The organism is Marinobacter sp. SBS5 (assembly GCF_048285575.1).
In the GTDB taxonomy this organism is placed as follows: domain Bacteria; phylum Pseudomonadota; class Gammaproteobacteria; order Pseudomonadales; family Oleiphilaceae; genus Marinobacter.
Genome location: NZ_JBLWAZ010000001.1, coordinates 1,015,128 through 1,038,797, shown reverse-complemented (window position 1 = coordinate 1,038,797; position 23,670 = coordinate 1,015,128). Strand labels below are relative to the sequence as shown.

22 protein-coding genes are annotated in these 23,670 nt (G+C 49.8%); all 22 read right to left on the bottom strand.

The window, feature by feature from the left end; genetic code table 11:
• Positions 1-2: 2 nt before the first annotated feature.
• The 22 genes from ACNQ6O_RS04960 to rfbA all read right to left on the bottom strand — a co-directional run bounded on the left by ACNQ6O_RS04960 (position 3) and on the right by rfbA (position 23,643).
• Positions 3-1,337: a lipopolysaccharide biosynthesis protein gene (locus ACNQ6O_RS04960; RefSeq protein ID WP_418052125.1), complete on the bottom strand. Its 1,335-nt coding sequence runs from the start codon at positions 1,335-1,337 to the stop codon at positions 3-5.
• Positions 1,338-1,355: 18 nt separating this feature from the next.
• On the bottom strand, positions 1,356-2,120 hold the full coding sequence (locus ACNQ6O_RS04955) for a hypothetical protein (protein WP_418052124.1): 765 nt from the start codon (positions 2,118-2,120) through the stop codon (positions 1,356-1,358).
• A gap of 158 nt (positions 2,121-2,278) precedes the next feature.
• Complete coding sequence (gene wecA, locus ACNQ6O_RS04950; RefSeq protein WP_418052123.1) at positions 2,279-3,337, bottom strand: UDP-N-acetylglucosamine--undecaprenyl-phosphate N-acetylglucosaminephosphotransferase; 1,059 nt, start codon at positions 3,335-3,337, stop codon at positions 2,279-2,281.
• Between the two features lie 142 nt (positions 3,338-3,479).
• Positions 3,480-5,252 (bottom strand): SLC13 family permease, encoded by a 1,773-nt coding sequence (locus tag ACNQ6O_RS04945; protein WP_418052122.1) that lies wholly within the window; start codon positions 5,250-5,252, stop codon positions 3,480-3,482.
• 83 nt (positions 5,253-5,335) lie between these two features.
• Entirely contained in the window at positions 5,336-5,935 is a 600-nt protein-coding gene (gene cysC, locus ACNQ6O_RS04940) for an adenylyl-sulfate kinase (protein WP_418052121.1), read from the bottom strand.
• Positions 5,932-7,344: a sulfate adenylyltransferase subunit CysN gene (gene cysN / locus ACNQ6O_RS04935; protein ID WP_418052120.1), complete on the bottom strand. Its 1,413-nt coding sequence runs from the start codon at positions 7,342-7,344 to the stop codon at positions 5,932-5,934. Before cysN ends, cysC begins: the two co-directional genes overlap by 4 nt.
• Before the next feature lie 9 nt (positions 7,345-7,353).
• Positions 7,354-8,268: a sulfate adenylyltransferase subunit CysD gene (cysD, locus tag ACNQ6O_RS04930; protein ID WP_418052119.1), complete on the bottom strand. Its 915-nt coding sequence runs from the start codon at positions 8,266-8,268 to the stop codon at positions 7,354-7,356.
• Positions 8,269-8,341: 73 nt separating this feature from the next.
• Complete coding sequence (locus ACNQ6O_RS04925) at positions 8,342-9,304, bottom strand: DHH family phosphoesterase (RefSeq protein ID WP_418052118.1); 963 nt, start codon at positions 9,302-9,304, stop codon at positions 8,342-8,344.
• A 10-nt stretch (positions 9,305-9,314) separates the two neighbouring features.
• Positions 9,315-10,337 (bottom strand): NAD-dependent epimerase/dehydratase family protein, encoded by a 1,023-nt coding sequence (locus tag ACNQ6O_RS04920; protein ID WP_418052117.1) that lies wholly within the window; start codon positions 10,335-10,337, stop codon positions 9,315-9,317.
• 7 nt (positions 10,338-10,344) lie between these two features.
• Positions 10,345-11,451, bottom strand: coding sequence for a glycosyltransferase family 4 protein (locus tag ACNQ6O_RS04915; protein ID WP_418052116.1), 1,107 nt, complete (start codon positions 11,449-11,451; stop codon positions 10,345-10,347).
• Positions 11,452-11,641: 190 nt separating this feature from the next.
• Positions 11,642-12,847, bottom strand: a complete 1,206-nt coding sequence (locus tag ACNQ6O_RS04910) for a hypothetical protein (protein ID WP_418052115.1) — start codon at positions 12,845-12,847, stop codon at positions 11,642-11,644.
• Between the two features lie 2 nt (positions 12,848-12,849).
• On the bottom strand, positions 12,850-13,938 hold the full coding sequence (locus tag ACNQ6O_RS04905; RefSeq protein ID WP_418052114.1) for a glycosyltransferase family 4 protein: 1,089 nt from the start codon (positions 13,936-13,938) through the stop codon (positions 12,850-12,852).
• Positions 13,939-13,983: 45 nt separating this feature from the next.
• Complete coding sequence (locus ACNQ6O_RS04900) at positions 13,984-14,625, bottom strand: sulfotransferase family 2 domain-containing protein (protein ID WP_418052113.1); 642 nt, start codon at positions 14,623-14,625, stop codon at positions 13,984-13,986.
• 21 nt (positions 14,626-14,646) lie between these two features.
• Positions 14,647-15,450 (bottom strand): glycosyltransferase family 2 protein, encoded by an 804-nt coding sequence (locus ACNQ6O_RS04895; RefSeq protein ID WP_418052112.1) that lies wholly within the window; start codon positions 15,448-15,450, stop codon positions 14,647-14,649.
• A gap of 57 nt (positions 15,451-15,507) precedes the next feature.
• Entirely contained in the window at positions 15,508-16,584 is a 1,077-nt protein-coding gene (locus tag ACNQ6O_RS04890; protein WP_418052111.1) for a polysaccharide pyruvyl transferase family protein, read from the bottom strand.
• Positions 16,585-16,677: 93 nt separating this feature from the next.
• Positions 16,678-17,751: a glycosyltransferase family 2 protein gene (locus ACNQ6O_RS04885; RefSeq protein WP_418052110.1), complete on the bottom strand. Its 1,074-nt coding sequence runs from the start codon at positions 17,749-17,751 to the stop codon at positions 16,678-16,680.
• 23 nt (positions 17,752-17,774) lie between these two features.
• Positions 17,775-19,220, bottom strand: coding sequence for a lipopolysaccharide biosynthesis protein (locus tag ACNQ6O_RS04880; RefSeq protein ID WP_418052109.1), 1,446 nt, complete (start codon positions 19,218-19,220; stop codon positions 17,775-17,777).
• Positions 19,221-19,236: 16 nt separating this feature from the next.
• Complete coding sequence (locus ACNQ6O_RS04875; RefSeq protein WP_418052108.1) at positions 19,237-19,920, bottom strand: sulfotransferase; 684 nt, start codon at positions 19,918-19,920, stop codon at positions 19,237-19,239.
• 11 nt (positions 19,921-19,931) lie between these two features.
• Entirely contained in the window at positions 19,932-20,945 is a 1,014-nt protein-coding gene (locus ACNQ6O_RS04870; RefSeq protein ID WP_418052107.1) for a sulfotransferase, read from the bottom strand.
• A gap of 39 nt (positions 20,946-20,984) precedes the next feature.
• A complete protein-coding gene (locus tag ACNQ6O_RS04865; protein ID WP_418052106.1) occupies positions 20,985-21,677 on the bottom strand; it encodes a WbqC family protein in 693 nt (230 codons plus the stop codon).
• Positions 21,674-22,774, bottom strand: a complete 1,101-nt coding sequence (locus ACNQ6O_RS04860; RefSeq protein ID WP_418052105.1) for a DegT/DnrJ/EryC1/StrS family aminotransferase — start codon at positions 22,772-22,774, stop codon at positions 21,674-21,676. The genes ACNQ6O_RS04865 and ACNQ6O_RS04860 overlap by 4 nt, the downstream gene beginning before the upstream one ends.
• A complete protein-coding gene (gene rfbA, locus ACNQ6O_RS04855) occupies positions 22,774-23,643 on the bottom strand; it encodes a glucose-1-phosphate thymidylyltransferase RfbA (RefSeq protein ID WP_418052104.1) in 870 nt (289 codons plus the stop codon). Before rfbA ends, ACNQ6O_RS04860 begins: the two co-directional genes overlap by 1 nt.
• Positions 23,644-23,670: the final 27 nt, after the last annotated feature.

The following is a 23,670-nucleotide window of genomic DNA, read 5'->3' as shown; positions in this document are numbered from 1 at the left end:
CTTTAAGTACGCCCTAGATTGATTGCAACGCAGCGCTTGGTGATCCCCCAAAAATCTCGAAAACTTGGAACGACTCTGATACTTACCAGCTTAGTGGCGTAATATAAGGCAACAACATTGGGAAGAGCGATGAACAAAAGCAACGCAATCGCGCCACCTTCTACAGAAAACGCCTCCATCAACGGGACCATAACGGAGAATGACAAAACGTAAGAAGCAATCGAAATATTCCGCATCCGACGGGAGTAATCGGTCATTCCCAAGAGTTGCGTTCCAGGGCCCGTTAACACATTGACCATCTGCCCTGTGGCCACAAGAATCAACACCCCCCCGCCTTGTGCCAGGGCCTTATCAAGCAAACTCAACACCCCCCCTGGCCACAAAGTAATCACAACATAAAATGGGAAAGCGCCCCAAAAGCCCAACACAAAACAACTATGCACCAACGATCGTAGCTCAGCGGTATTACGCTTAGCCCATGCACGAGCGAACTTCGGCGGATAGATGGCATTCAGCACCATTTGCACGAACTCAACGGCAACCGCCACCTGCTGAGCCGCCTTTAATAAACCAACGTCCTGTTTACTCAGATATAAACCTGCCAGGATAAAGGCGCCAGAATGCATCAGGAGACTGCTACAATTTACGTACAGGAAATCTTGGGCAACACTTTTATAGCGTTTATAGTCTTCACGATGCACCCCCATACCGACGGCACCCCCGTCGGCTGAAGCGGCCAACAATTGCTTCCAGTACCCATGAAGTCCAACCAGGCCGAACACAAGAAACGCGAGCGTCGCAATTCCGTAAGACACCGCAAGCGTGTTCGCAAATTCACCGCTTAACCAAACGCTCACCACCGACAATAACGACATTGCCAGCAAAACGCCGCCATTATCCAATAGGCACCCGATGTCTGCGCGGCCCAGCCCCTTGTATATACCCGAAAGCACCCGCACCAATCCCATCAGCGGTATAGAAACAGCGACACCAACCAGAATTGGGGACAACTCCACCATATCGAAACGGTCGGCTAACCAAGGGGCTGAAGCGGCCAAAACCGCCCCCAAAACAACCCCAACCCACATTGCGCGCTTGAATGCGAAAACGACAATGCACAAAGTGCCGGCGCTTAAACGATCTGCACCCACAAACTTCATTAACGCGTTGCCCGCGCCCCAAGTGGCGACCAGTGAACCAGCGACGAAAAACGCATGGGCAACCGCAAAAACCCCTAACGCTTCTACGCCAAAAAACTTGGCCAGAACCAATACGATAACCAGACTGCCGCCAGCCGAGATCACTCTGGCGCCAAACGCCCTAACGAATCGAGCCACGATTCTCGTCTCTAATGACTAGCAAGGTTCACCTGACCTCAATCGAGCCTTAACGGCGCTACCAAACTCTATAAACAACACCGTCAAAACGCCAACGACAAGACCGAGGAGGATGCCAACCGCAACAATAAACAACCTATGCGGCCCTTTAGGTTGAAAGCTACGCTTACTGACCGCGATAACTTCCGCTTCAATCAATGCATCCGCATCGACTTGCAACTCTGCAATACGGGCAGCCAAGGACATATCAGCATCGGCACTTGGTCGGTCTTCCCCCAATGAGCTCCTAAGTTCTTGTAACGATTGAATCTGTCGAGCTGCTACCTGCTGCTTTCTCTTAACCAGTAACTCCTGCCTCTTCATAAAAACAGCGAGCAGTTCAGAGTGCGCTTCTTCCACATTGCTACTCAATTCGTCAGTAGCCAAAGTAGTCAATCGAATGACCCCGCCCGACTGGGAAGCCTTGAAGTTCACTTCGAAAGGCATCTCTCCAAATTCCGTTTCGTACGAGCGTTCCACCTGCGGAAGCCATCGCCTCTCGAAGGTTTCAACCAACGTATCTACAGACTCTATTGTCTCACCTTCAGCATCCTTTGCGAGTTGCACCAAGCTCGTATATTCGTACTCGTCGGCAGGCAAAACAGCAAAACCAAGGGCCGCAAAAAATACAACTATCAACGCCACCAGAAATGCTCGACGTCGCCGAATAATCGTGACCGCCATATCCACGACCGAAAGCTCGCTGCGGACACACGGTTGCTGGTTCTCTAGTTTGTCTACCATAAACTGCAATACCTTATTGAAGATGGTTGCGCCAATGCCCATGGGTCAGGCATTTTACGCGTTTCGGCGGCGGTTTTCAGGTTCGCACGGTTACACTTCGCCTAAAAAAAGAAAACGGGGACAACGCCCCGTTTTCTTAACCTCGACCAAATACCTTTTCAAATCGTGCCGCGCCCTCGAAACACAACCAAAAGCCGCCAAACATGCCGCAACGACCAGTCATACACTGCAAACAAACCCAGAAACGCCAAAAACATAAACCACTCCGGCACCTGGTAGACCTCACCCAATAGTCCGGTAGTGGCCAAAATCAACGCAACCAACGTGATGGCCACCAATGCTTCACGATCCGTAAAGCCCGCACGCATAAAAATATGATGCAGGTGATCCCTATCCGGCTTCATCACAGACTGCCCTTTACGGGCACGCCGAAACATAATCGCGACCATGTCCATCAACGGAACCGCAATAATCCACAACGCGGTCACCGGGCGCATGGCCGTATGGCCTGGCTGGGTAGCATTCACCAGCATCCACACCACCGCAAACCCGATAAACATCGACCCGGCATCACCCATGAAGATGCGGCGACGGAAAGGCGGAATTCTCAGGTTTGCCATCAAATAAGGCACTAAGGCGCACCCGATACCCATGGCTAGCGCCAACTCAGGAGTGAAGCCAGAGGATGAGCCAAACAAAAACGCCAGAGACCCGAGCGCAACCAAAGACAAGCTTCCGGCCAGGCCATCTATGCCATCCACCATATTAAATGCATTCGTCGCACCGATAACCGCTGCAATGGTTACCAGCGGCCCCAGAAGCCCTAACTCAATGGGGCCAAGGCCCAGCAAATTTCCAAACGTGGTTAACGACGTGCCAGAACCAAACGTCAGCACAGCCCCAAGAACCACCTGAATAGCCAATCGCAACTTAGCCGGCAGATCGCGGGCATCATCCACGGCCCCCACAATCACCAGTAACGCAGCACATAGCAAAAACAGCCCATGAGCATTAAGCATGGGCATCCATATCACCCACGCTATGAAAACACCGAGGAATGCGCTTAAACCACCCACCAAGGGCACCGACCCTTTGTGCAATTTTCGATGGTCTGGCGTGTCCATCAACCGCAAATGATGTGCTACAGGGCGAAGTACGAAAAGGGATACATAAGAAAAAAGAACAGCCATAAGGCCGATCGGACTAGCCGCTTCCATGGACAACTCTCCTGAATGACATCTGCATCGCCTACTAAAACATCACGTTAGACGACATTTACATTCGATGTACCGGTGATGGCGGCACAGAATAACACTTGTTAAATCACAATATGATGACTATCGACTAAAGTACGCCGCCCTACCCTTCAAACGCCCAAACCAACGGTATCAACGCAATCGCCACACACGCCACCAGCACCGACAAAGGCGCCCCAATCCGCACATAATCCATAAACTGATAGCGCCCCGGCCCGTACACCATCAGGTTCGTTTGATAGCCCAACGGAGTAATAAACGAAGCCGATGCCGCGAACATCACGGCGACCGCGAACGGCAAAAAACTAACCCCCAAATACTCCGAAACCGCCAAGGCGATAGGAAACATCAAAACAGCCGCCGCGTTGTTGGTGATCACTTCCGTAAACAGCGCCGTCAACACATACACCATGGCCAAGGCCATCCAAGGGGTCAGAGGGCCAAAACCGAGCAAGCCTCCCACCACCCATTGAGCTGCCCCCGTTTCCGTCATCGCATTGCCCAACGCAAAAGACGAAGCAATCACCACCAACACTGGTAAATCCACACTCCGACGGGCCCTGCTTGCGGTTATGCAACCGGCGGCAATCATCGCGCCAGCTGCCAAAAAGGCAGATTCCAAAATCGACAGTAGTCCGGAAGCACTCAGTACCACCATCAACGCGAGAATACCCAACGCTCTTGGGGCCTTCCGAAAATCAGGCGGCGTAGAATCGTTGAGCGCACTCACCAGTAAAAAGTCCCGCCGAAAGCGGTACTGCTCAACAAACTGATGACTTGCTTCCAAGAGCAGCGTATCGCCCATCCGAAACGTGATATCACCCAACTTACCCGGCACCCGCTTCCCTTCTCTGGACACCGAAAAAATGACGGCATTAAAGCGGGTACGAAAACGGCTGTCACGAATCGTCTTGTTCAGTGCTGGGAACTCTGGCCCCAGAACCACCTCCACCAAGCAGCGCTGGTGATTCTCTACTTCTAACTTGTGCACACTGCCGTTAGCAGGCTTTAACCCCTGAATCCGACGCAGTTCGCTGGCACATTCCGGAGCACCCACGAAATACAGTTTATCGCCCGCCTGCAATGTTCGGTCTGGCTCCACCGCCGTGATCAAACGCCCCTCACGGTCAATCTCCGTCAGGTAACCATAAGTCAGTGCTCGCAAACCCGCCTCAGCAATCGTCTTACCCGCCAGCGGCCCGCGCTCCTCTACCTGAACCTCAACGCCATACTCCCGAACCTGATCGAGCTCCTCGCTCAAACCACCTCGGTCGGGCAGTAGTCGATGGCCAATAAAAACCAAAAACGCACCGCCAACAACTAACAACGGAACGCCCACCCAGGCAAGTTCGAACACCCCTAGGTTAATCCCCAGCCGGCTCTGCAACATGCCATCAACAACGAGGTTGGTGCTGGTTCCGATCAGTGTGCAGGTGCCGCCCAGAATGGCTGCGTAGCTCAGGGGGAGCAAAAGTTTAGACGCCGGCACACCCAAGCGCTGAGCCCAATCCTGAATGGCCGGGATAAACATAGCCACAACCGCCGTGTTGTTCATAAAACCGCTCAATACGCCGGTCGGCGCGATCATTCGCAACTGTGCACCGCGCTGCGTTTTTGGATGCCCCAACAATAACCTCGCGATCCACTGAACTGCTCCAGTTTCCTTCAACCCCGCAGCCACCACATACAACGTAGCAATGGTGATTACCCCGGGGTTCGCGAACCCAGAAAGCGCCTCAACCGGCCCCAGCACACCACTCACCAACAACAACGCCAACGCAGCCATCAGCACCAAATCCGCCGACAACCGCGTTAACGCCAACGTACCCAACACCCCAGCCAACGTGATCAGCGTAAAAACGGCCTGCCATTCCATGCGTTCAAGCACTCCAGAACGGGGTCAGACCCCCAATACATTTGGCCCAGCCAAATGTTCGGGGGTCTGACCCCATAGCGTTACTATTTTGGGGCGATCATTCCACGGTCCAGCAAGTACGCGATTAGCGAATCCACGCACTCCTCCACCGTGTTCTGAGAGGTGTCCAGGCGAAGCTCGGGGTGGGACGGCACCTCGTAGGGTGAATCGATCCCGGTGAAATGCTTGATCTCACCGGAGCGAGCTTTTTTATAGAGCCCTTTGGGATCGCGGGATTCGCAGGTTTCCAGCGGGGCATCCATGAAAACCTCGATAAATTCACCGGCCGGGAACAGTTTGCGTACCATGCGGCGGTCGCTGGTGAAGGGCGAGATAAACGCGCTCATGACAATCAGCCCGGCATCGGCGAACAATTTGCACACTTCACCTACCCGGCGGATGTTTTCCTCACGATCATCGTCGGAAAAGCCCAAATCGTTGCACAAGCCGTGGCGCACGTTGTCGCCATCCAATAGGAATGTATGGTAACCCCGCTCGTGCAGGGCAACATCCAAGGCATTGGCAATGGTGGATTTACCGGAACCGCTCAGCCCCGTAAACCAAAGCAAACAAGGCTTCTGGTTTTTGTTTGACGAGCGCTCTGCGCGTGTTATTTTATGATCGTGCCATACGATGTTGCTCATACTTCTTTACACCCCCACTCCGGGAAATTCTCACGAACGTATCGGTTCAAATTCCGCTCCGCTTCGGTGTACTCACGCTTGGGCAACTCGCCTGCACTATCCAGCGCACGCTCTACCATGCCGGCCGCAACGGTCACGTTGGTTAAACGATCAATCAAGATGAAGGCGCCCGTCCCCGGGTGATCCTGATAGCCTTCCACGACAACCGGCTCAGCCAGTTCAATGTCACACACACCAATGCCATTCAGCTCAAGACCACTGGCTGTTTGGGCACTCCGCTCCAGGCTGTTTACGTCAATCTCTTCTAAAACCTTGTTAACGAAACAACCGGTCACCTTGGTGCCGATTTTAATACCGTACTCACGCCCCGGAACTAAAGCCTTCTCACTCATCCACACCACGTTGGCGGCAAAGCGCTGGCCCATCTCTGGCTGCTGATTGGCGTGAACCAATAAATCACCCCGTGAAATGTCGACCTCATCTTCCAACGTGATGGTCACCGCGTCGCCCGGCCACGCCCGCTCAAGCTCACCGTCATAGGTATGGATGCCTTTCACACGAGAGGTCATACCAGAAGGCAACACCGCCAGCTCATCGCCCTTGTGAACGACACCGCTAGCCACCGTGCCGCAGTATCCACGGAAATCCAGGTTTGGGCGGTTCACAAACTGCACGGGGAAACGAAAATCCGTAACGTTCTGGTCTGTGCGCAGCTCAACCTGCTCCAGAATATTCATCAAGGTTTCGCCGTGATACCAAGGCGTGTTCTCGCTGCGGTTCACCACGTTGTCGCCATTCAGTGCCGAGATCGGCACGTAGTACACGTTTTCAAGGCCAAGCTGCCGAGCCAGCTTCTCGTATTCTGCTCGAATGTCGTTGAAGCGTTCTTCGCTGAACTCCACCAAGTCCATCTTGTTGATGGCGACGACCACGTGCTTCAGGCCTAACAGAGAAACAATAAAGCTGTGGCGGCGAGACTGTGTCAGCACGCCTTTACGGGCATCAACCATCACGATGGCGAGATCACAGGTGGAGGCACCTGTGGCCATGTTACGGGTGTACTGCTCGTGGCCCGGGCAGTCCGCAATAATAAACTTGCGCTTGTCGGTAGAAAAATACCGGTAGGCCACATCAATGGTAATGCCCTGCTCCCGCTCGGACGCCAAGCCATCTACCAACAACGCCAAATCCAGCGCCTCGCCCGCGTTACCCTGGCGCTCATTGTCTTTGTGCAGTGCTGCCAAATGGTCTTCAAATATAAGCTTGGAATCAAACAACAATCGACCGATCAGGGTGGATTTACCGTCATCTACACTGCCGCAGGTCAAAAACCGCAACAAGTCTTTGTTTTCGTGCTGATCCAGGTAAGCGAGGATATCTTCTTCAATTAAAGCCGATGCATGAGACATAACAGTTCCTTAAAAGTACCCTTCGCGTTTTTTCTGTTCCATCGATGCAGCCGCGTCGTGGTCAATCACCCGGCCCTGGCGCTCCGATGTGGTGGTCAGCAGCATTTCCTGGATAATCTCCGGCAACGTGGCCGCTTCAGACTCCACCGCTCCGGTGAGCGGGTAACAGCCCAAGGTACGGAAACGCACCTTCTTCATCATCGGCTTCTCACCCGGCTCCAATGGCATTCGGTCGTCATCCACCATAATCAAGGTGCCGTCACGCTTCACCACCGGGCGCACAGCGGCCAGGTACAAAGGCACAATGTCGATGTTTTCCAAATAGATGTACTGCCAGATATCGAGCTCAGTCCAGTTCGACAACGGGAACACGCGAATACTCTCGCCTTTACTTACCTTACCGTTGTACAAATTCCACAATTCGGGGCGCTGGCTCTTTGGGTCCCAGCGGTGGAATTTGTCGCGGAAGGAATACACACGCTCTTTGGCGCGGGATTTCTCTTCGTCCCGGCGGGCACCACCAAACGCAGCATCGAAACCATACTTGTCCAACGCCTGCTTCAGTGCCTGGGTTTTCATCACGTCCGTGTGGGTCGCACTGCCGTGGGTGAACGGCCCAATGCCTTGCTCCACACCTTCCTGATTCGTATGCACGATCAGCTTCATACCCAGTTTTTCGGCCATCTTATCCCGGAAGGTAATCATCTCCTTGAACTTCCAGGTAGTGTCTACGTGCATCAACGGGAACGGCGGCTTACCGGGTGCAAACGCCTTCATGGCGAGGTGCAGCATGACCGCAGAATCCTTACCGATGGAATACAGCATCACCGGGTTATCAAACTCGGCCGCCACTTCGCGAATAATATGAATCGACTCCGCCTCAAGCTGCTTGAGGTGAGTTTTCTTAGGGGGGGTTAATGTCATTTCTTAAATCCAGATTGTATTCCAGCTTATAGGGGTCAGACCCTACGGGTCTGACCCCACCCAAGTCCTGAACCTACCTCCAAAACCCAGCCATCACGCCAACAAACTCGTCCAACTGACCAGCGGGCAACTCATTAATCCCGGCTGCCGCCTTACGCCCACCACCGGTAGGAAACTGTCTTGCAACTTCGTCTGCGCCAGTACGATTATTCAAAGGCGCCCGAATGCTCACCAAATAATGATCGCTTTCTGTCTCCGTAACGATCGCACAAGCCTTATCCGGGTTGCGGTTGGCCAGCTCATTGCCCAACACTCCACTAACTCGCCGCGCCCAAGCTGCATTCGACAACTTCACCACCAACGACGTGTCGGTTTCTGACAGAACCTGCGCAGCAAGGCCTTTTGCCATATCGGCGTCATAACCATCTCGCAACTGTTGCCAGGCAGCAGGTTCAGAGGCAATCAAATCCAGCGGGTCCGCAAACTTCACAAACTCCCGCAACAAATCGGCGGGGTGGAAGTGCAAATCCTCAACCGTAGAACCGTAACCGTTGTAGTTAATACACACGCCAAGGGTTTTCAGCAGACCTGCCTGCTCAGACGTCAAGCCAGCCTTCTGGGCCAACTCCTTAGCCACCGTATTCAGGTTGTCTCCGAATGCAGCAGCAATCGCCCAGTTATGAAAACGGCCGCATAAATGCTGGTCCACCAACAAGCTGGTACACGTAGTAGGCTGTGTATCAATGAGAGCCGTAAAACCCGGTGCATCCGGCAAGGTCTCACCGGGGAAGTGGTGGTCCACATAAAACACGGAGCTGCCAGCTGCCAAGAGGCTATCGACCGCAGCGCGATTCTTATCCAGGCTGATATCGAGAATATTCACTTTGGCGGGAGAATCGAGTGGTACCTGCTTAGCCAATGCGATGTCGCGCTTTACACCGGTAATGAGTGTGGATTCGCAGGGCTCCGCTAGGCGAAGTTGAATCAGCGCACAAATACCATCGGCGTCGCCGTTGAATACGTCAAAAACGTTCATAAAACCTACTTTATTTGATGTTGGCCCGATACCAAGGCATGGCTTTCGCAATTCCTTCCTGAATCCGGTACTCAGGCTCATAACCCAGCTGATCTTGGGCCTTCTCAATACTGGCTTGTGAGTGCCGCACATCGCCATCCCGGAACTCCCTGTGCACCGGCTCCTCGTCATAAGGACAACCAATGCCCGCCAGCGAATCTCTCAGGGAATCAAACAGAATATTCAGAGAGGTTCGGTCGCCAACGGCAACATTATAAACCTCACCTCTTTCCGACTCGGGTGCGGTAGCCGCCAGCAGGTTTGCTTGAACCGCATTCTCGATAAAACAGAAATCCCGACTGGTTTCGCCATCACCATTAATGTAAACCGACTCCCCCGCGATCATCGCAGCAGCCCACTTTGGAATCACCGCCGCATAGGCTCCGTTCGGGTCCTGGCGCTGGCCAAACACATTGAAATAGCGCAGCCCCGTGGCCTTGAAACCGTAGGTACGTGCAAACACATCTGCGTACAACTCATTCACATACTTGGTGACCGCGTAAGGCGATAGTGGGTTACCGATCACGCCCTCTACCTTGGGCAAAGCCGGATGATCGCCATAGGTAGAACTGGATGCCGCATAGGTAAAGCTCTGAACCTTAGCATCCCGCGCCGCCACCAGCATATTCAGAAAACCAGATACGTTGGCCGCATTACTAGCAATCGGGTCATTAATAGAACGCGGCACCGAACCCAACGCGGCTTGGTGCAATACATAATCCACACCAGCACAGGCACTCTGGCAATCAGTAAGATTTGCAATATCCCCTTCCATAAAGCGGAATCGTGACCACTGTTCCGCAGTAACCAAAGACTGAACCTCGTCCAAATTGTGCTGATGACCAGTAGCGAAGTTATCCAGGCCGACGACGGTTTGATCCAGCTTCAGCAAATGCTCGAGCAGATTGGAGCCAATGAAGCCGGCGACACCAGTGATTAGCCAGATTTTCGGGGTACCCGTAAGAGAACTTTTTAATTCTTGGTAGGCCGACATAAAATCCTCAATAGGGGAGACAATTCAGATAAGACTGAACAACGCGATCTTCACTAAAATGTTCTTCCATCCGCCGACGCGCTGCATCACCTGCTTGCTGCCGCTCGAATGGTTTTAATTCATAAACCCGCTTCATTTGCTGGGCTAACGACTCCGGGCTGCGCACCTCGCATAACCACCCTGTCACATCAGGCTCTATTGCATGCCGGCAGCCTGGAACATCCGTGACAATTGCGGGCCGCCCCATAGCAGCCGCCTCCAGCACGGTGCGAGGCATGCCCTCACGATAGGAAGGCAGCACCAGCACATGAGCTTTTTTAATCAACGGCCGCACATCATCGGTTTCACCCAAATACTCAAGCCAGCCAAGAGCCGCCCAATGCATCACTTCTTCCTGGGTGATGGCAGTACGGTTACTAACCCCCAACGGCCCGACTAGCATACAGCGCACGTTCAAGCCTTGTGCCTTCAATTGCCCGCAGGCCTTTGCATATTCTCGAACACCTTTGTCCCCCAGCAACCGGGCAATCAGAATGAACTTAATCGGGTCAGATGGCGGTAAAGGGAAGGGCTGAAAACGTTGTAAATTGACGCCGGATCCAGGCAGCAATGTAAAAGGCGTTGTCCCTAGCATCCCTTTCCCCCGGAAAACAGAAAGGTCTTCGTCATTTTGAAAAAACAGGTGCCGCGCCCGCTGATTCACCAGACCATAAATTTGTCGGACACGCCGGAATAGCCAAGAATCGTGAATGAATGCAGTGCCCAAGCCCGAGATATTGTTGGCAAACGGGATTTTCTGAAGTGCACATACCAAGCCGCAATAGATGTTCATCTTCACGGTGAAGTTGAACACAAAATCCGGTTTATTCTTTCGCATCACCTTCCAGATATATCGCAGGCTACGAAGCTCCTGAACCGCACCGGTACCCTTACCATCCAATGGCAAGGCGATATGCTCAGCGCTTAACTCATCTGTCAACCGCCGACTAAAGCCATCCAGTGGTGACAGGCATATGACTAGACACCCTCTCTCGCGTAGCGCTTGAATAGTAGTGCGACGAAAATTATATAGATACCAAGAGGTATTAGATGTAAGAAAAACGACCGGTTTCAAACGTACTCCTATAACTCTTTCCCAAGCAACACGCGAAGAAATATTCCCGCCCCCAATCGCATTACCATCTCCGCTGCCGCCTCTTGCTGACTAGCTAACAGCGGCACTGCAAGTCCATAACTTCCTAAACAGAAACAACAAGAAAAACCAGAACCGGCCATATGAGCGAAAAATAGAGAGACGACACCATCTAACGATTAGATCGTCGCCAACCTCCAAAAAAACAAGGAGCAACTATAATGAGCATGCAAAGATAGAATTTGGCTCGATGGCGTATCGCCGTACCAAAATTAGACGTTCCAAATGAAAATGCCAAAGACATCAAGAGGAGAATCAATAAAACTTGAAGCAAAACTGGATTATTAAATATCTCCTTCCGATACTTAAAACACATAGCACTAATAACTATATAAAAAACACCATCTAGCATACCCAACACATGAGCAGGGCTCGAAATATTCCATGGGAAAGGTGAAAAAAGAAAGTAAAACATTCTAATCGGAATTTGCCAGAGAAAATCGAACAATCCATTCATCTCTAACCCTGTCAAATAGGCAGCATTCCCTTTTGTTCGACTTGAGACAACGGCTGAAATTTGATCAACATCTAATTCATCCAAGCTACCCAGCTTATGCAACGAAACTTGACTATAGACATATACCATGCCTAAACAAAAAATCGCTAGCATGACCAAAAAGAGAACGATATTAAAACCAAACTGTTGTTTTGTCTGAATTGGCGCAAGCATTGGTTTGAGCATTATACCCATAAAAACACCGCCTATAGCCAACGCCATTGCGCCATGGAAAAGCGACGAAAGACCGAAGGAGACAAGGCAAAGAATTAACCAGGAATTTCCCTTTCCATAGCTATACTTTACAAATGAGAAAATGCCCAGAGAAAATAACGAGAAGATAAAAGACTCCCGTAGACCTACGGCCGAGAGCATAACCAAAAACGGAAAGAAAGCCAAAACATATCCAACTCTCTTAGCATACTTAATTCCCCAGACAGTTTTTGTAGCCGACATCAAAAAGATGACACCGAAAACACCTACCAACACATTCAGCACCTGAACAGAAAAAGGAACATAATCAATGCAACTATAAGCAACTGCCATTAAGGAACTATAAACATAAGAAGCAGATGGATTGAAATGGTCAAAGAAGCCAGAGCACCCATATTCCGTCGCCCAAGCAACTGCCACTCTGTCAAAAACCAGCGCGTCGGAACTACCCTCTGGTAACGGCTGAACATACCGATGAAAGATAGCAGCGGAAATTCTCGCCCCAAAAGCGAACGCAATCGGTAGCACGGCCCAACGACTTCCCAACAAAACCGGAGAAACTGCAAAAAATGCAAAAAGAACAAGAAAAAAAGCTATAAAAAGGTCCATCGCTACCCTTCAGCCGGAAGGTATTCACCAATCAACGACTCAACCATTCGATTTTGGGAATACTTCGCAACCGCTAGGCTATGAGCCTTCGCGCCCATCGACGCCCTTAGCGCCGGATCAAGGAACAGTTTTTGAAGAGCCTTTTCATAACCAGATGAATCTGCTGATGAAACAACAAACCCAGACTCTCCATCAACAACTGCAGAACCCATTCCGCCAACATCGGTAACAATAGCAGGAAGACCTACCGCCATACTTTCAAGCAGCGCAATCGGCAACCCTTCATAGAACGACGACAAACAGAATACGTCCGCATCCGGAAGTAACTCGCTCGCATTTGGATAGGGGCCCATGAAGTGAACTCTACTACTCATATCCAATGTTTTTGCGAATTGCTCTAGAGACTCCCTTTCAGTTCCATCTTGACCAACCAAAACCAAATCGACGTTAGCATTTTCCAAATTTCTAAACGCATTATCGAACGCGCCTATCAAAAGCTTGTGATTTTTCTTAGGCCAGAGATTAGCTATACAGACAAATAATACAGAGTCTTTTTCGATACTTAATCGACTCCTCAGAAGATTGGTAATAGGTTTTTTTTCTAAACTTTCTGGAACACTAATTCCATTATCAACCACCACACTATTCCATGGCAGAGAATCTGCTACCGCTTTAGAACAACTTACCGCACTATCGTCAAGAAAACGACTAGCCTTATGAGCAGCCTTAGTGATGGGATGAAGACGATCGATGACATTATGTTCTGTATAGATCAAGCGGTATCTAAAGACTAACTTAAGAAGCCTGAAAATCACCGCAGGAACAGGAAGGTGAGCATGAACAACTGTTGGTTTTTTGTTAATTAAAAATTTTATCGCATTTGGAATTACAGAAAGCCACCAAACACCACCATCGAGACACAGACATTCAACATCATGCTTCGTCAAATCACCAACCAACTCGCTCTGGCTTCTAATAAAATATAAAACCGATACATCACACCCTCGTTTTTTTAAAGCGATAGCAAGATCGACTACGTGCTTTTCAGCGCCTCCAAGACCAAGACCTTTAACAACCAAAATAATATTCAATGAATTCACCAGATTGAAAAATTTTCTGCGCTTTTAAAATCTATCTTACTCGAAGCCATATCCAAATAGCTCAATATCTTTAGAATAGATCGTCTCAACGATATCGACCATAGAGGGCTTAACAAACTCACTTCGGAAGTCTGCCTTTAGCCCGTTGGTAGCATTTTCGTTTCGAATAAGGACTTCACGTCCGATTTTCTGTTGTAGCAATTTGGCGGTTCTATCCATTGCCTCTACGCGACCGAGGTGCTCAACCATGACCTCACCCTGGTCATCACAAACGAACATCCACTGAGGGCGAAAAATATAATCCAGTTCCTCAGCTTTCTGCTGGGGCAACCATTCACAAACGAAGCGCTCAAAAGACTCGAACTCCGGAATCTTGTATTGACCAGGATTACGAACGCCCATCGAATCCGTTCTGCCAACGCAGGCAAACCGGTATGCAGAAAGAACTCTGTCCCATGGGTTTCTGACCAGTGAAAACGTATAGGCTCTTTCGTAAAGCTCCGGGAACTTGCTCTGGATCTCCGCCGCACTGTAATGGCCCAATGTTCGACCATAGAGCGCCTTGTTCACACTCGTGCCTGCAGCTTTAGGAACATGCACAAAAATGCACTTTAGTTTTGACCAATGGGGATAACGTCGATAGATATTTATTCTTTCTTTCAGAACACGAATTGACATAAAAGGTCTCATCAAATAAAACTAGCGGCTCAAATCCAAAACCAAAGCTTTCAACGTAGATAAGAGATTAACAAAATAACGTCTTACAACTTCTCTTTTACTCAACAGTTCTTTATTCCACGCTTTCCGAAGGAAACTTCTACTACCAGACAGTGCTTTTCTTTTATTTGCTCTAGTGTGCGAACTAGGGCTAGTAGTACGAATAAACCCTGGCTGACTAACGCCATAAAATTTCCATCCGGCATCAATCATTCTTAGAAGAAGATCAATATCTTCATTAAAATCTAAAGCCTTGTCGAAACATCCCACTTCAACTAAGGCACTTTTCCTTAAAATATAGGATGGCACCCCACCGGGAACCAACCCAATGACTCCAACAGAATCGGTATTCGCAGGCTTACTTGAGACCACAAAGCTCTGAACTTCGCGCGTATGGGACCAGACAAAACCTCCGTAAATCCCACCAAGCAAAGATGAGTCTAAAGCTGAGACTTTGTTAACCTTAGCTTCCAACCCCTCACGAAGCAAAATATCATCAGCATCCAGGAATATTATCCAGTCCCCTACAGCGTTCTCTATTCCAAAGTTTCTTGCGGAAGACGGGCCACCGTTTTTTTTCTTAAGCAGCTTAAGAGGTATACGTGTAGACGACTCTAAGGACAAAGCAACGCGATCAGATACGTCAGTTTCTGAGCCATCATCGACGATTAGAATCTCGCTCAATATTGATGAACAATCTAATGCAGATCGGACAGACCTTGCAAGCACTTCATACGGCTCATTGAAAGTTGTGATAATACAGCTAACTCTATGTTCCAAAAACACCTCAACTTACTCTAGTCAGCATCAAAACTTTAGCAACCAGAAGTTTTTTATAAAAAATCAACCATTTAATGCTTCGCTAAGAAATTCAATAGATTTCAAACGCTGCTTTTCCAAGATAGCATTAATGTCACCATGCCCAACCAACTTGAACATCGGAGTTTTAAGATCGATAGCAAGTTGCTCGAGCTCAATGTCAAACATCCTAAACAGGCTATCCAGCCGCGTTCGCCCTCGTTTCTCATTAGGGCAGAAAATCACTTCCTTCCCGAACCGCAAGGCAAGACAGATGCAATGGAATGAATCAGTGATCACGACTTCGGCGTCAAGAATCATCGTTAACCAATCTGGTACTTCATTGAATGCTAGAACATTCGAATTCTTAAAATAAATATTAACAGCATCACTTCCAAAATCGGAGCTAATCACTTCCAAGTCTTGAACAAATTCGGGTGAGCTATCCAATTTGTAGTATATGAGGTTGGCGCTGGACTTTCTTGAGGACTTTCCAAGAATATTATGAAAAAACTGGCCATCAACCAGAAGCAATGGGTCGAGAACATGCGCAGCCTCAACGCCGAATACATCCTTGCATATCTCCACTCCGGAATCTTCGCGACAAGAGATTGCTTTGAACAGCTTCAGCTCTCTCCGCACCGCCTCTGTTAAAACAGTATTTTCTATCTGCTCCCAAGACGCTGTACCAAAACTAGCTGCATAAGCTATGCGATCTATGCCTTGAGGAACGTACCCAAGGAAAAAAGCAAGGGCGTCGATAGCGAATGCTGGTCTCCACACTTGATCGCTACCAACAATTGCCGCATCAAATTCGCTCGCTATGGCTGAGAATTCCCTCGGCGATTGGATGCGCTGGGTTCTTTTTATAAAGCCATTTCTGAAGCGCTCAAAGGTTTTTTTGTTGGCCACTCGCTGGGCTTTAGGTGTCCTTCTCAGCCCCAACTTACGAAGTAGCTGGCCTACCTCACTCTTTAGTGAGAATCTCGGTTTTCCAATATAGTCCAGATGCCATGCTTCGTGTCCCAGTTTTCGACAAGTATGCTCCAGTGCAGCGGCCTGCAGAACTGCGCCGTAATTTTTCGTTGTATACTGAAAATTCAGAATTGCGACTTTTTTCATATAGCGCCACTTCCGACATTGAAAATTGATCGATCTTGACAATGGATTATTCACAGAGATCACTATTAGAAACCCAATGAGCTCCCAGCTTTTCTACCGATACATTAAAACAAAAAGTGCACGACGTAACTTACTCGGAAAAAACCGAACAAAACATCTCAAATTAAATAGAGTTCGATTAAAAAAATTTAAATAGACAATGGAACCCTCAAACAACCTATCATTTTGACGGGAACTTAGTCGACCAGAGAGGATAAGATTTGAAACCCCTTTGTTCTTTAACTTCTTAAAAAGCGAGCTGTACTTGTAATCAGTCAACTGATTCGCTTTATCAAAGTTATTATTTATATCTAAAATCGAACATAATGCATACTCAGAATCTGACCTAGCCTTTAACGTATATGAAGCATCTGAAAGAACTCTATAAACAGACATAGGCATATCCGAAACATAAACAGCCCCTCCGCTCGTTGAAGACAAGAATTTAATAAAAAATGCAGAACCATAATCTCTTAAAAATCCGATTATCTCCTCACGCATTAAAAATTCAGTTCTAACTAGCAAAGAGCTTGTCGAGATAAACGAAATCCCTTTCTGGAGTACATCTTCCGCCTGAAAAATCGACTTGCCAGCACCAAGGTCACCCACCATTCTGCGAATCACTTTTCTATCTTTCGAATCGACGCTCAATGTCTCGTGAAAACACATGTCACACTCGGGAAACGAGGCAATATTCCGAACCTGCTTGTTCAACTTATTTGTGTCAATCCAAAAATCGTCCCCCTCGCACAACGCCACAAAATCGCCCGCAGCCCTTGGGAAATTAAACTCTGGATTGGGCCTTTTTCCCTTAGAAAACTGATTTTCAACTTGATATATTGCCTTAACAATATTTGGATATCTACGTTCATAGTCTCGAATTATACGGGGAGTTAAATCATTCGATGCGTCGTCGTGAATTAAAATCTCAAAAGGAAAATTAGTCTTTTGATTTAGAAAGCCGTTCAGGGCATCTTCGATATATTTCTCGTGATTAAAGGCGATACAACAAATACTAACAACAGGTTTATCCCAATCCCCCTTCCACCCCGCCATAATCTCCGCTTCCGACCTCGGCTCCGACGGCTTAGGTGCCAAATCACCCGTTTTCAAATGCTCAATCGACATAAAATTCCACTTTTTTCAAATACTTATGCACGCTGAAGCCTGCCAGACACTTTGCCCCACAGCATCAAGGCCCCTTCGGCGCGAATGATAAAGCTGGCGAGTATGTATATTCCCGCCCCTACAAGCCCGGAGAGCATCAACACAATCATCGGTTGAGCTGGTATCGCATGTGCAGTCCACCATGCACCTGCTCCGGCCAAAATCGCGGCACTAATGGGTTTGAATACGTCTTTCACTTGCTCAACGGTGGAGTAGCCAACCAGCGTGGCGGAGAAATATGTGTTTGGTATGAGCGCTAGGAAAGTGGCAATAACCTGAGACACAACAATTCCCAATATGCCGTAGGGTATAGCCAGGAACAGCATGGTGAGGTTGACGCCTTTTTTAAGCAGGCCGACCTTGAAAACCAGATCGGAGCGCCCTTTTACGTTGAGCAGGTTCATGTTCAGGGCGTGGAGAGGGTAAATCATCCCTACCACGCACAGCAGTTGCAGGTATGGCACTGCGCCTTGCCACTTTTCGTCAAATGCCAGGCTAACTAGCAGGGGCGCTAACGCCGCCAGCAGCATCATGATGGGCGCAATCAGAAACATCATCAACTGCATGATCTGGCGATATTTGTACTTCAGGGTTTCGTTGTCGTCTTGCAAGGTGGACAACGCGGGAAACGTTGCCTGCTGAATCGCACCGGTTAGCTGCTGCGAAATCAGGTTGCTGATTTTTTTTGCGAAAAAGTAAAGGCCGGTGAGTTCTGCACTGAAAAACCTGCCTATTACCAGTATATAGGAGTTCTGGTACGCCACGGAAAGCAGCCCTTCCGCCAGCAGGTTTCGCCCAAACGCGAACAGTCTTTTGAACGATTCAGTAGAAAACTGCCAGGTCGGCCGCCAGTTGCTGGTCATCCAGAGCATCAATGCAGAAACTAAAGCCTGGCTGAGCATTTGCACCACCAGGCTCCACACGCCCCACCCCTGGTAAGCCGCTGTCACGGCCAGAATGCCAGACACCACGGTGGCCATGGTGTTGGCCTTCATTTGGGTTTTGAAGTCCATCTTGCGACTTAGCACCGCTGACTGAACAATTTTTGCGGCATTGATGAACACCACAAGGCCCATCACCTGCACCAGTGCCGTCAGCTCCGGCTGACTATAAAAGGCTGCGATGTAAGGCGCCCCAGCGAAAATGGCGGCATACGCAGCGAAGCTTAGTCCGAGGTTGGTGTAAAACACAGTGTTCAGGTCGGCATCAGATACTTCTTTACTGCGGATCAATGCCGCGCCCAGGCCCGAGTTAATGAACGCATTGGCCAGTTCGAACACCACGGCTGCCATGGCCACCAAACCGAAGGCTTCCGGTGCCAGCATGCGGGCCAGAAACAGCATAAAAATGGTGCTGGCACCGCGGGTAAGGAACAAGCTTGCCAGGTTCCACAACACGCCGGCACCGATTTTTCGGTTCATGGCCTTCATTCAACGCAGCCCGGCATCAGGTTTTGTTTTCCCAAGGGAAGTCAGCGTGGGGCGATTCTACACCCAGAAACTCCACAAACTTCCGGTAAGCGCCCTTTTCCGCCACGTTGATCACTAAGAGGTCGTTCGGCCGATCCTTGAAGTATTCGATCACTTCCCGATTGTATCGCTCGTAGTGAGCAATCATTATTTCTTTGTTGTAAGGATCGTCGTCAGTCGTGCCATGCACACGCACAACGTTGTACATAAAACCGGGCCATACGTACTGAGCAGCTTTAAGGTCCGCCACAGTAGGAATCCTGCCATCCTTGCCAAAATTCTTAGCGTGGAAGCGAGTGATTGAGCGATACCATTGATCCGCGTCGTCTCTCACCGTCAGGATAAACTTGCTTCCCGGATAGACTTTGTCCAGATGCTTATAGGTTTCCGGATAGCTGAAGGGCACATCCTGGAACACCTGGGCAGACTTGCAGTAATCCATGATGGGCTGGAAGTTGCCTTCGAAGTAATGGCTACCGGTGAGTACTTCGGCTTTGCGCTGGTTACCAACGGGGTAACCGAGGGCCTCGAAAGCGGCTTTCAGTGAGGTGGTGCCTGTTTTGTTTCTGCCGATGCAAAAGTATTTCTCTTTTCCGGCCGCTTTAATTCGTTTGTTAAGGTCAGATGCGGCCTGCTTTGCTTTCCGCTTTACCTTGCTCATTACAGCTGCTGTCATTGATTTTGGTCCACGATTTTTTGATAAACCCGCTCCGCATCCCCCTGCGAATACTCCTCCAACCGCCAACGGTTAGTATTTGAGAACGCAGCTTCTCCTGAATAGTCAGGCACAGCATCAACGCCGCCCTGCTCGACGAGGCGTCGGGTAATCTCGTTGTAGTAGTGTTCGGGGCGCTGGCAGAAGTCTTCGTACTGCACCACCAGCTTTTGGCTGTCTGGCAGTTCAGCAATACCCTGCTCAACCGAACGGTTAATCGCAGCAATCTGCCCGGCTACGGATTCCAAAGGGTCCAGATTCTTCAATTCGGGGTATTCCTTGATTTTGAAGGAGTACCAGGTATTGATGTCACCATACTGGCGCTTGCGGGCTTCCAGTGCTGACTGAATGTTGAAGATTGGGTCGCGGCGAATCCAGATGAAAAGGGCTTTGTCGAATTGTTCGGCCAGTTCAGGAATGTTCTGGTTCATGATCATGGCTTTCATGGCGAATGGTTTTTCAAAGATATTCGCCAGCGCGTTTAGCTCATCACGGAACCCTGCCAGGTTACCTTTCTCGCGTATTTCCTCGCCGGGCAGGTAGTCAAGTTCATCGAAGGGCAAGAAACGGCGCCAGAAATACCAGAACTCGTTCGGGGCAAGCGCGCCCTTGGTTTTGCCGTTGTCGGAACTGAAATTGACATCGGAATTGAAATCCAGAATTTCGTTACGGAAGTTGTAACGCGGGTCCGTCAACAGTTGTTGAATTTTTGCCCCTACCAACGGCGCTCCGAAAAAGCGGGAGAGCATGTTGGTTGGGTAGGCGGCTAGGCCGGTGTTGGCTAGCCATTGCGTGAACAGGGTGGTGCCAGAACGAAGCGGACCCATCACAAAGATTTTCGAGTGTCGCTCCGATGCATCATGAAGATACTTTTCATTGGCGCCAGCGAGATTAGCATTCAGCTCCCCCAGCAGGGTCTCTAAATTCGATACCCGTGAAAATTTTTCAGTTCTCAGTTCATGTTCTGCCATAAATTACTCTTTAGCGTTAAACCGAATTATGAGCAGTAGTTACTTCGACAATTCATAGCGGGCCAGCAAACCCCGAACCTCTTTGGGAGAACAATGCATCAGCACATCAATAATCGAGAGGTGCGGAACATACTCTCCTGTTCCCTGCTGGTAATGGAGTGGCAAGGTATCAATAAATTTAAGGCTGACACCACTCTTCTCGAAATCATCCTTAATATAAAGAGAGCGTCCACCAGGTGCATTAATGTAGCAATCGGCTTCAAACTTATGACTCAATGCAATCAGTCGGTCTTTAGCGGATGCTGTTCGGTCATAATCAAGCTCGCTTGTTTTTCTGAACCGCTTCTGAATACCAAGATACGTAAAAATCTCTTGGTAACTTTTCATGCATACCGAGGCAATGGATCGGTCTTCGTGCTGAAGAATCCTTTCAACCAGAGGAAAAACGTCTGCAAAATTCGACGCTTTGGAGTAGCTTTGCTCAATCGTCCTTAACACCTTGGTCACATCATTCGAAAAAGATAGCTCTTTTATCAACTTGTTCGAAGAGGCGCCCGGCACTGGAATAGTAAAACGCGCTACACCATTTGGCGACGATATCGTGTTTCGGTTGATGTAACCCTGTTTGATATAGGCGACATCATCATAGAGCAGGAACAAATCTGAAGCATAAATCAGCTGAAAATAGCCAATATACGGAAACAGATAAGGCTGCATTACCGCCAGCTTCATACCTTTAACTCCGCCTCAATCAGATGGATTACGTGATTCTGGGCTTCAGGTGCGAGCTCCGCGTAGAGCGGCAGGCAAAGTATCCTGCTGGCTATGTCCTGAGACACCCGCTGCGGCACCTGCGCATCCAGGCACTCCACCGATTCCAGCGATGGATAAAAATACCGTCTTGCCAGCACACCGTTTTCCTTGAGTGTGGCGGCCACACGCACTGTCTGTTCTTCGCTTTCAAACACTACGGGGAAGTAGGCGTAGTTGTAACCGAGGGCTTCGTGTCGGGCCTGCAGTTGCAGGTTTGCCGGCAGTGCTTTCTGGTAGCGCAGCCAAACTTGTTCGCGGGCTTGCAGGTTTTCTTGCATTTCGTCCAGCACGCACAGGCCCATGGCAGCCTGGATTTCGTTCATCTTGGCGTTGATGCCCAGCTCTTCAATGCTATCCGGCCCGGTGATGCCGAAGTTGATCATTTTCTTTGCCCGCTCTAGGTCTTCCTTGCGTTTGAAGATAATCGCCCCGCCCTCGCCGGTGTGGAACAGTTTGGTGGCGTGGAAGCTCAGGGTGGCTGCGTCGCCGTGTTTAAGCAGGCTTTCGCCTTTGTAGGTTACGCCAAAGGCGTGGGCGGCATCGTAGATGACTTTCAGGTTGTGCTTCTGGGCAATTTCGCCAATGGCTTCTACGTTGCAAGCGTTGCCGAATACGTGCACGGGGACGATGGCACGGCTGTTAGGGGTGATGACAGCTTCAATATTTTCCGGGGCCAGGCACCAGGTGGTTGGGTCTATGTCTGCAAATACCGGTTGCACGCCTTCCCATTTCAGGGAACTGGCGGTGGCCACGAAGCTAAACGGCGTGGTGATCGCTTCAGGTTTCTGGTTACGGTCTGCATCGCTCACGCCCAATGTGCGGTAGGCAATTTGCAGGGCCAGGGTGCCGTTGGATACCAGCAGCAGGTTTTCAACGCCCAGGTAGGCTTCCAGCCGTTGGGTGAGCTCTTGCACCAGTTGGCCGTTGTTGGTTAGCCATTGGCGGTCGTAGATGCCGTCTATATAGGCTTTAAGCTTGTCCCGATTGGGGAGATAGGGCTTGGTTACCGGTATCATTAAGCGTCTCTCGCGATGTCCATCAGGTATTCGCCGTAGCCGTTCTTTTTGAGCTGTTCGGCCTGGGCCAGTAGTTGCTCTTTGCTGAGCCAGTGCTGGTTAAATGCAATTTCTTCCAGACAGGCGATTTTGTAACCCTGGCGTTTTTCGATGGTTTCTACAAACTGCGCTGCTTCCAGCAGGCTTTCGTGGGTGCCGGTGTCAAGCCAGGCAAAGCCACGGCCCAGAAGTTCTACGTTCAGGTTGCCTTGCTCCAGATAGGCGCGGTTTACGCAGGTGATTTCCAGTTCGCCCCGGTGGCTAGGTTCTACCTGTTTGGCGATCTCTACCACGCTGTTGTCGTAGAAGTAGAGACCGGTTACTGCATAATGCGATTTTGGGTGTTCGGGCTTTTCTTCGATGGAGATGGCGCATTTGTTCTCGTCGAATTCCACTACACCGAAGCGTTCCGGGTCTTTTACCTGATAGCCGAATACCGTGGCGCCTTCGGTGCGTTGGGCTGCTTGTTTCAGTTTGGGGGTGAACCCCTGCCCGTAAAAAATATTGTCACCCAGTACCAGGCACACGCTGTCGTTGCCGATAAATTCCTCACCGATGATAAAGGCTTGCGCCAGGCCGTCCGGGCTGGGCTGGATTTCATAACTCAGATTAACCCCAAACTGTTCGCCGGTGCCCAAGGCACGTTTGAAACCGGCCTGATCCTCCGGGGTGGTGATGATAAGGATGTCCCGGATACCCGCCAGCATGAGTACTGAGAGTGGGTAGTAGATCATGGGTTTGTCGTACACCGGCAGGAGTTGTTTGGAGGTGCCGAGTGTTATGGGGTAAAGGCGGGTGCCGGAGCCGCCTGCTAGGATTATTCCTTTCAATTTATATCCTTTAAGTTTGCTGCAGGG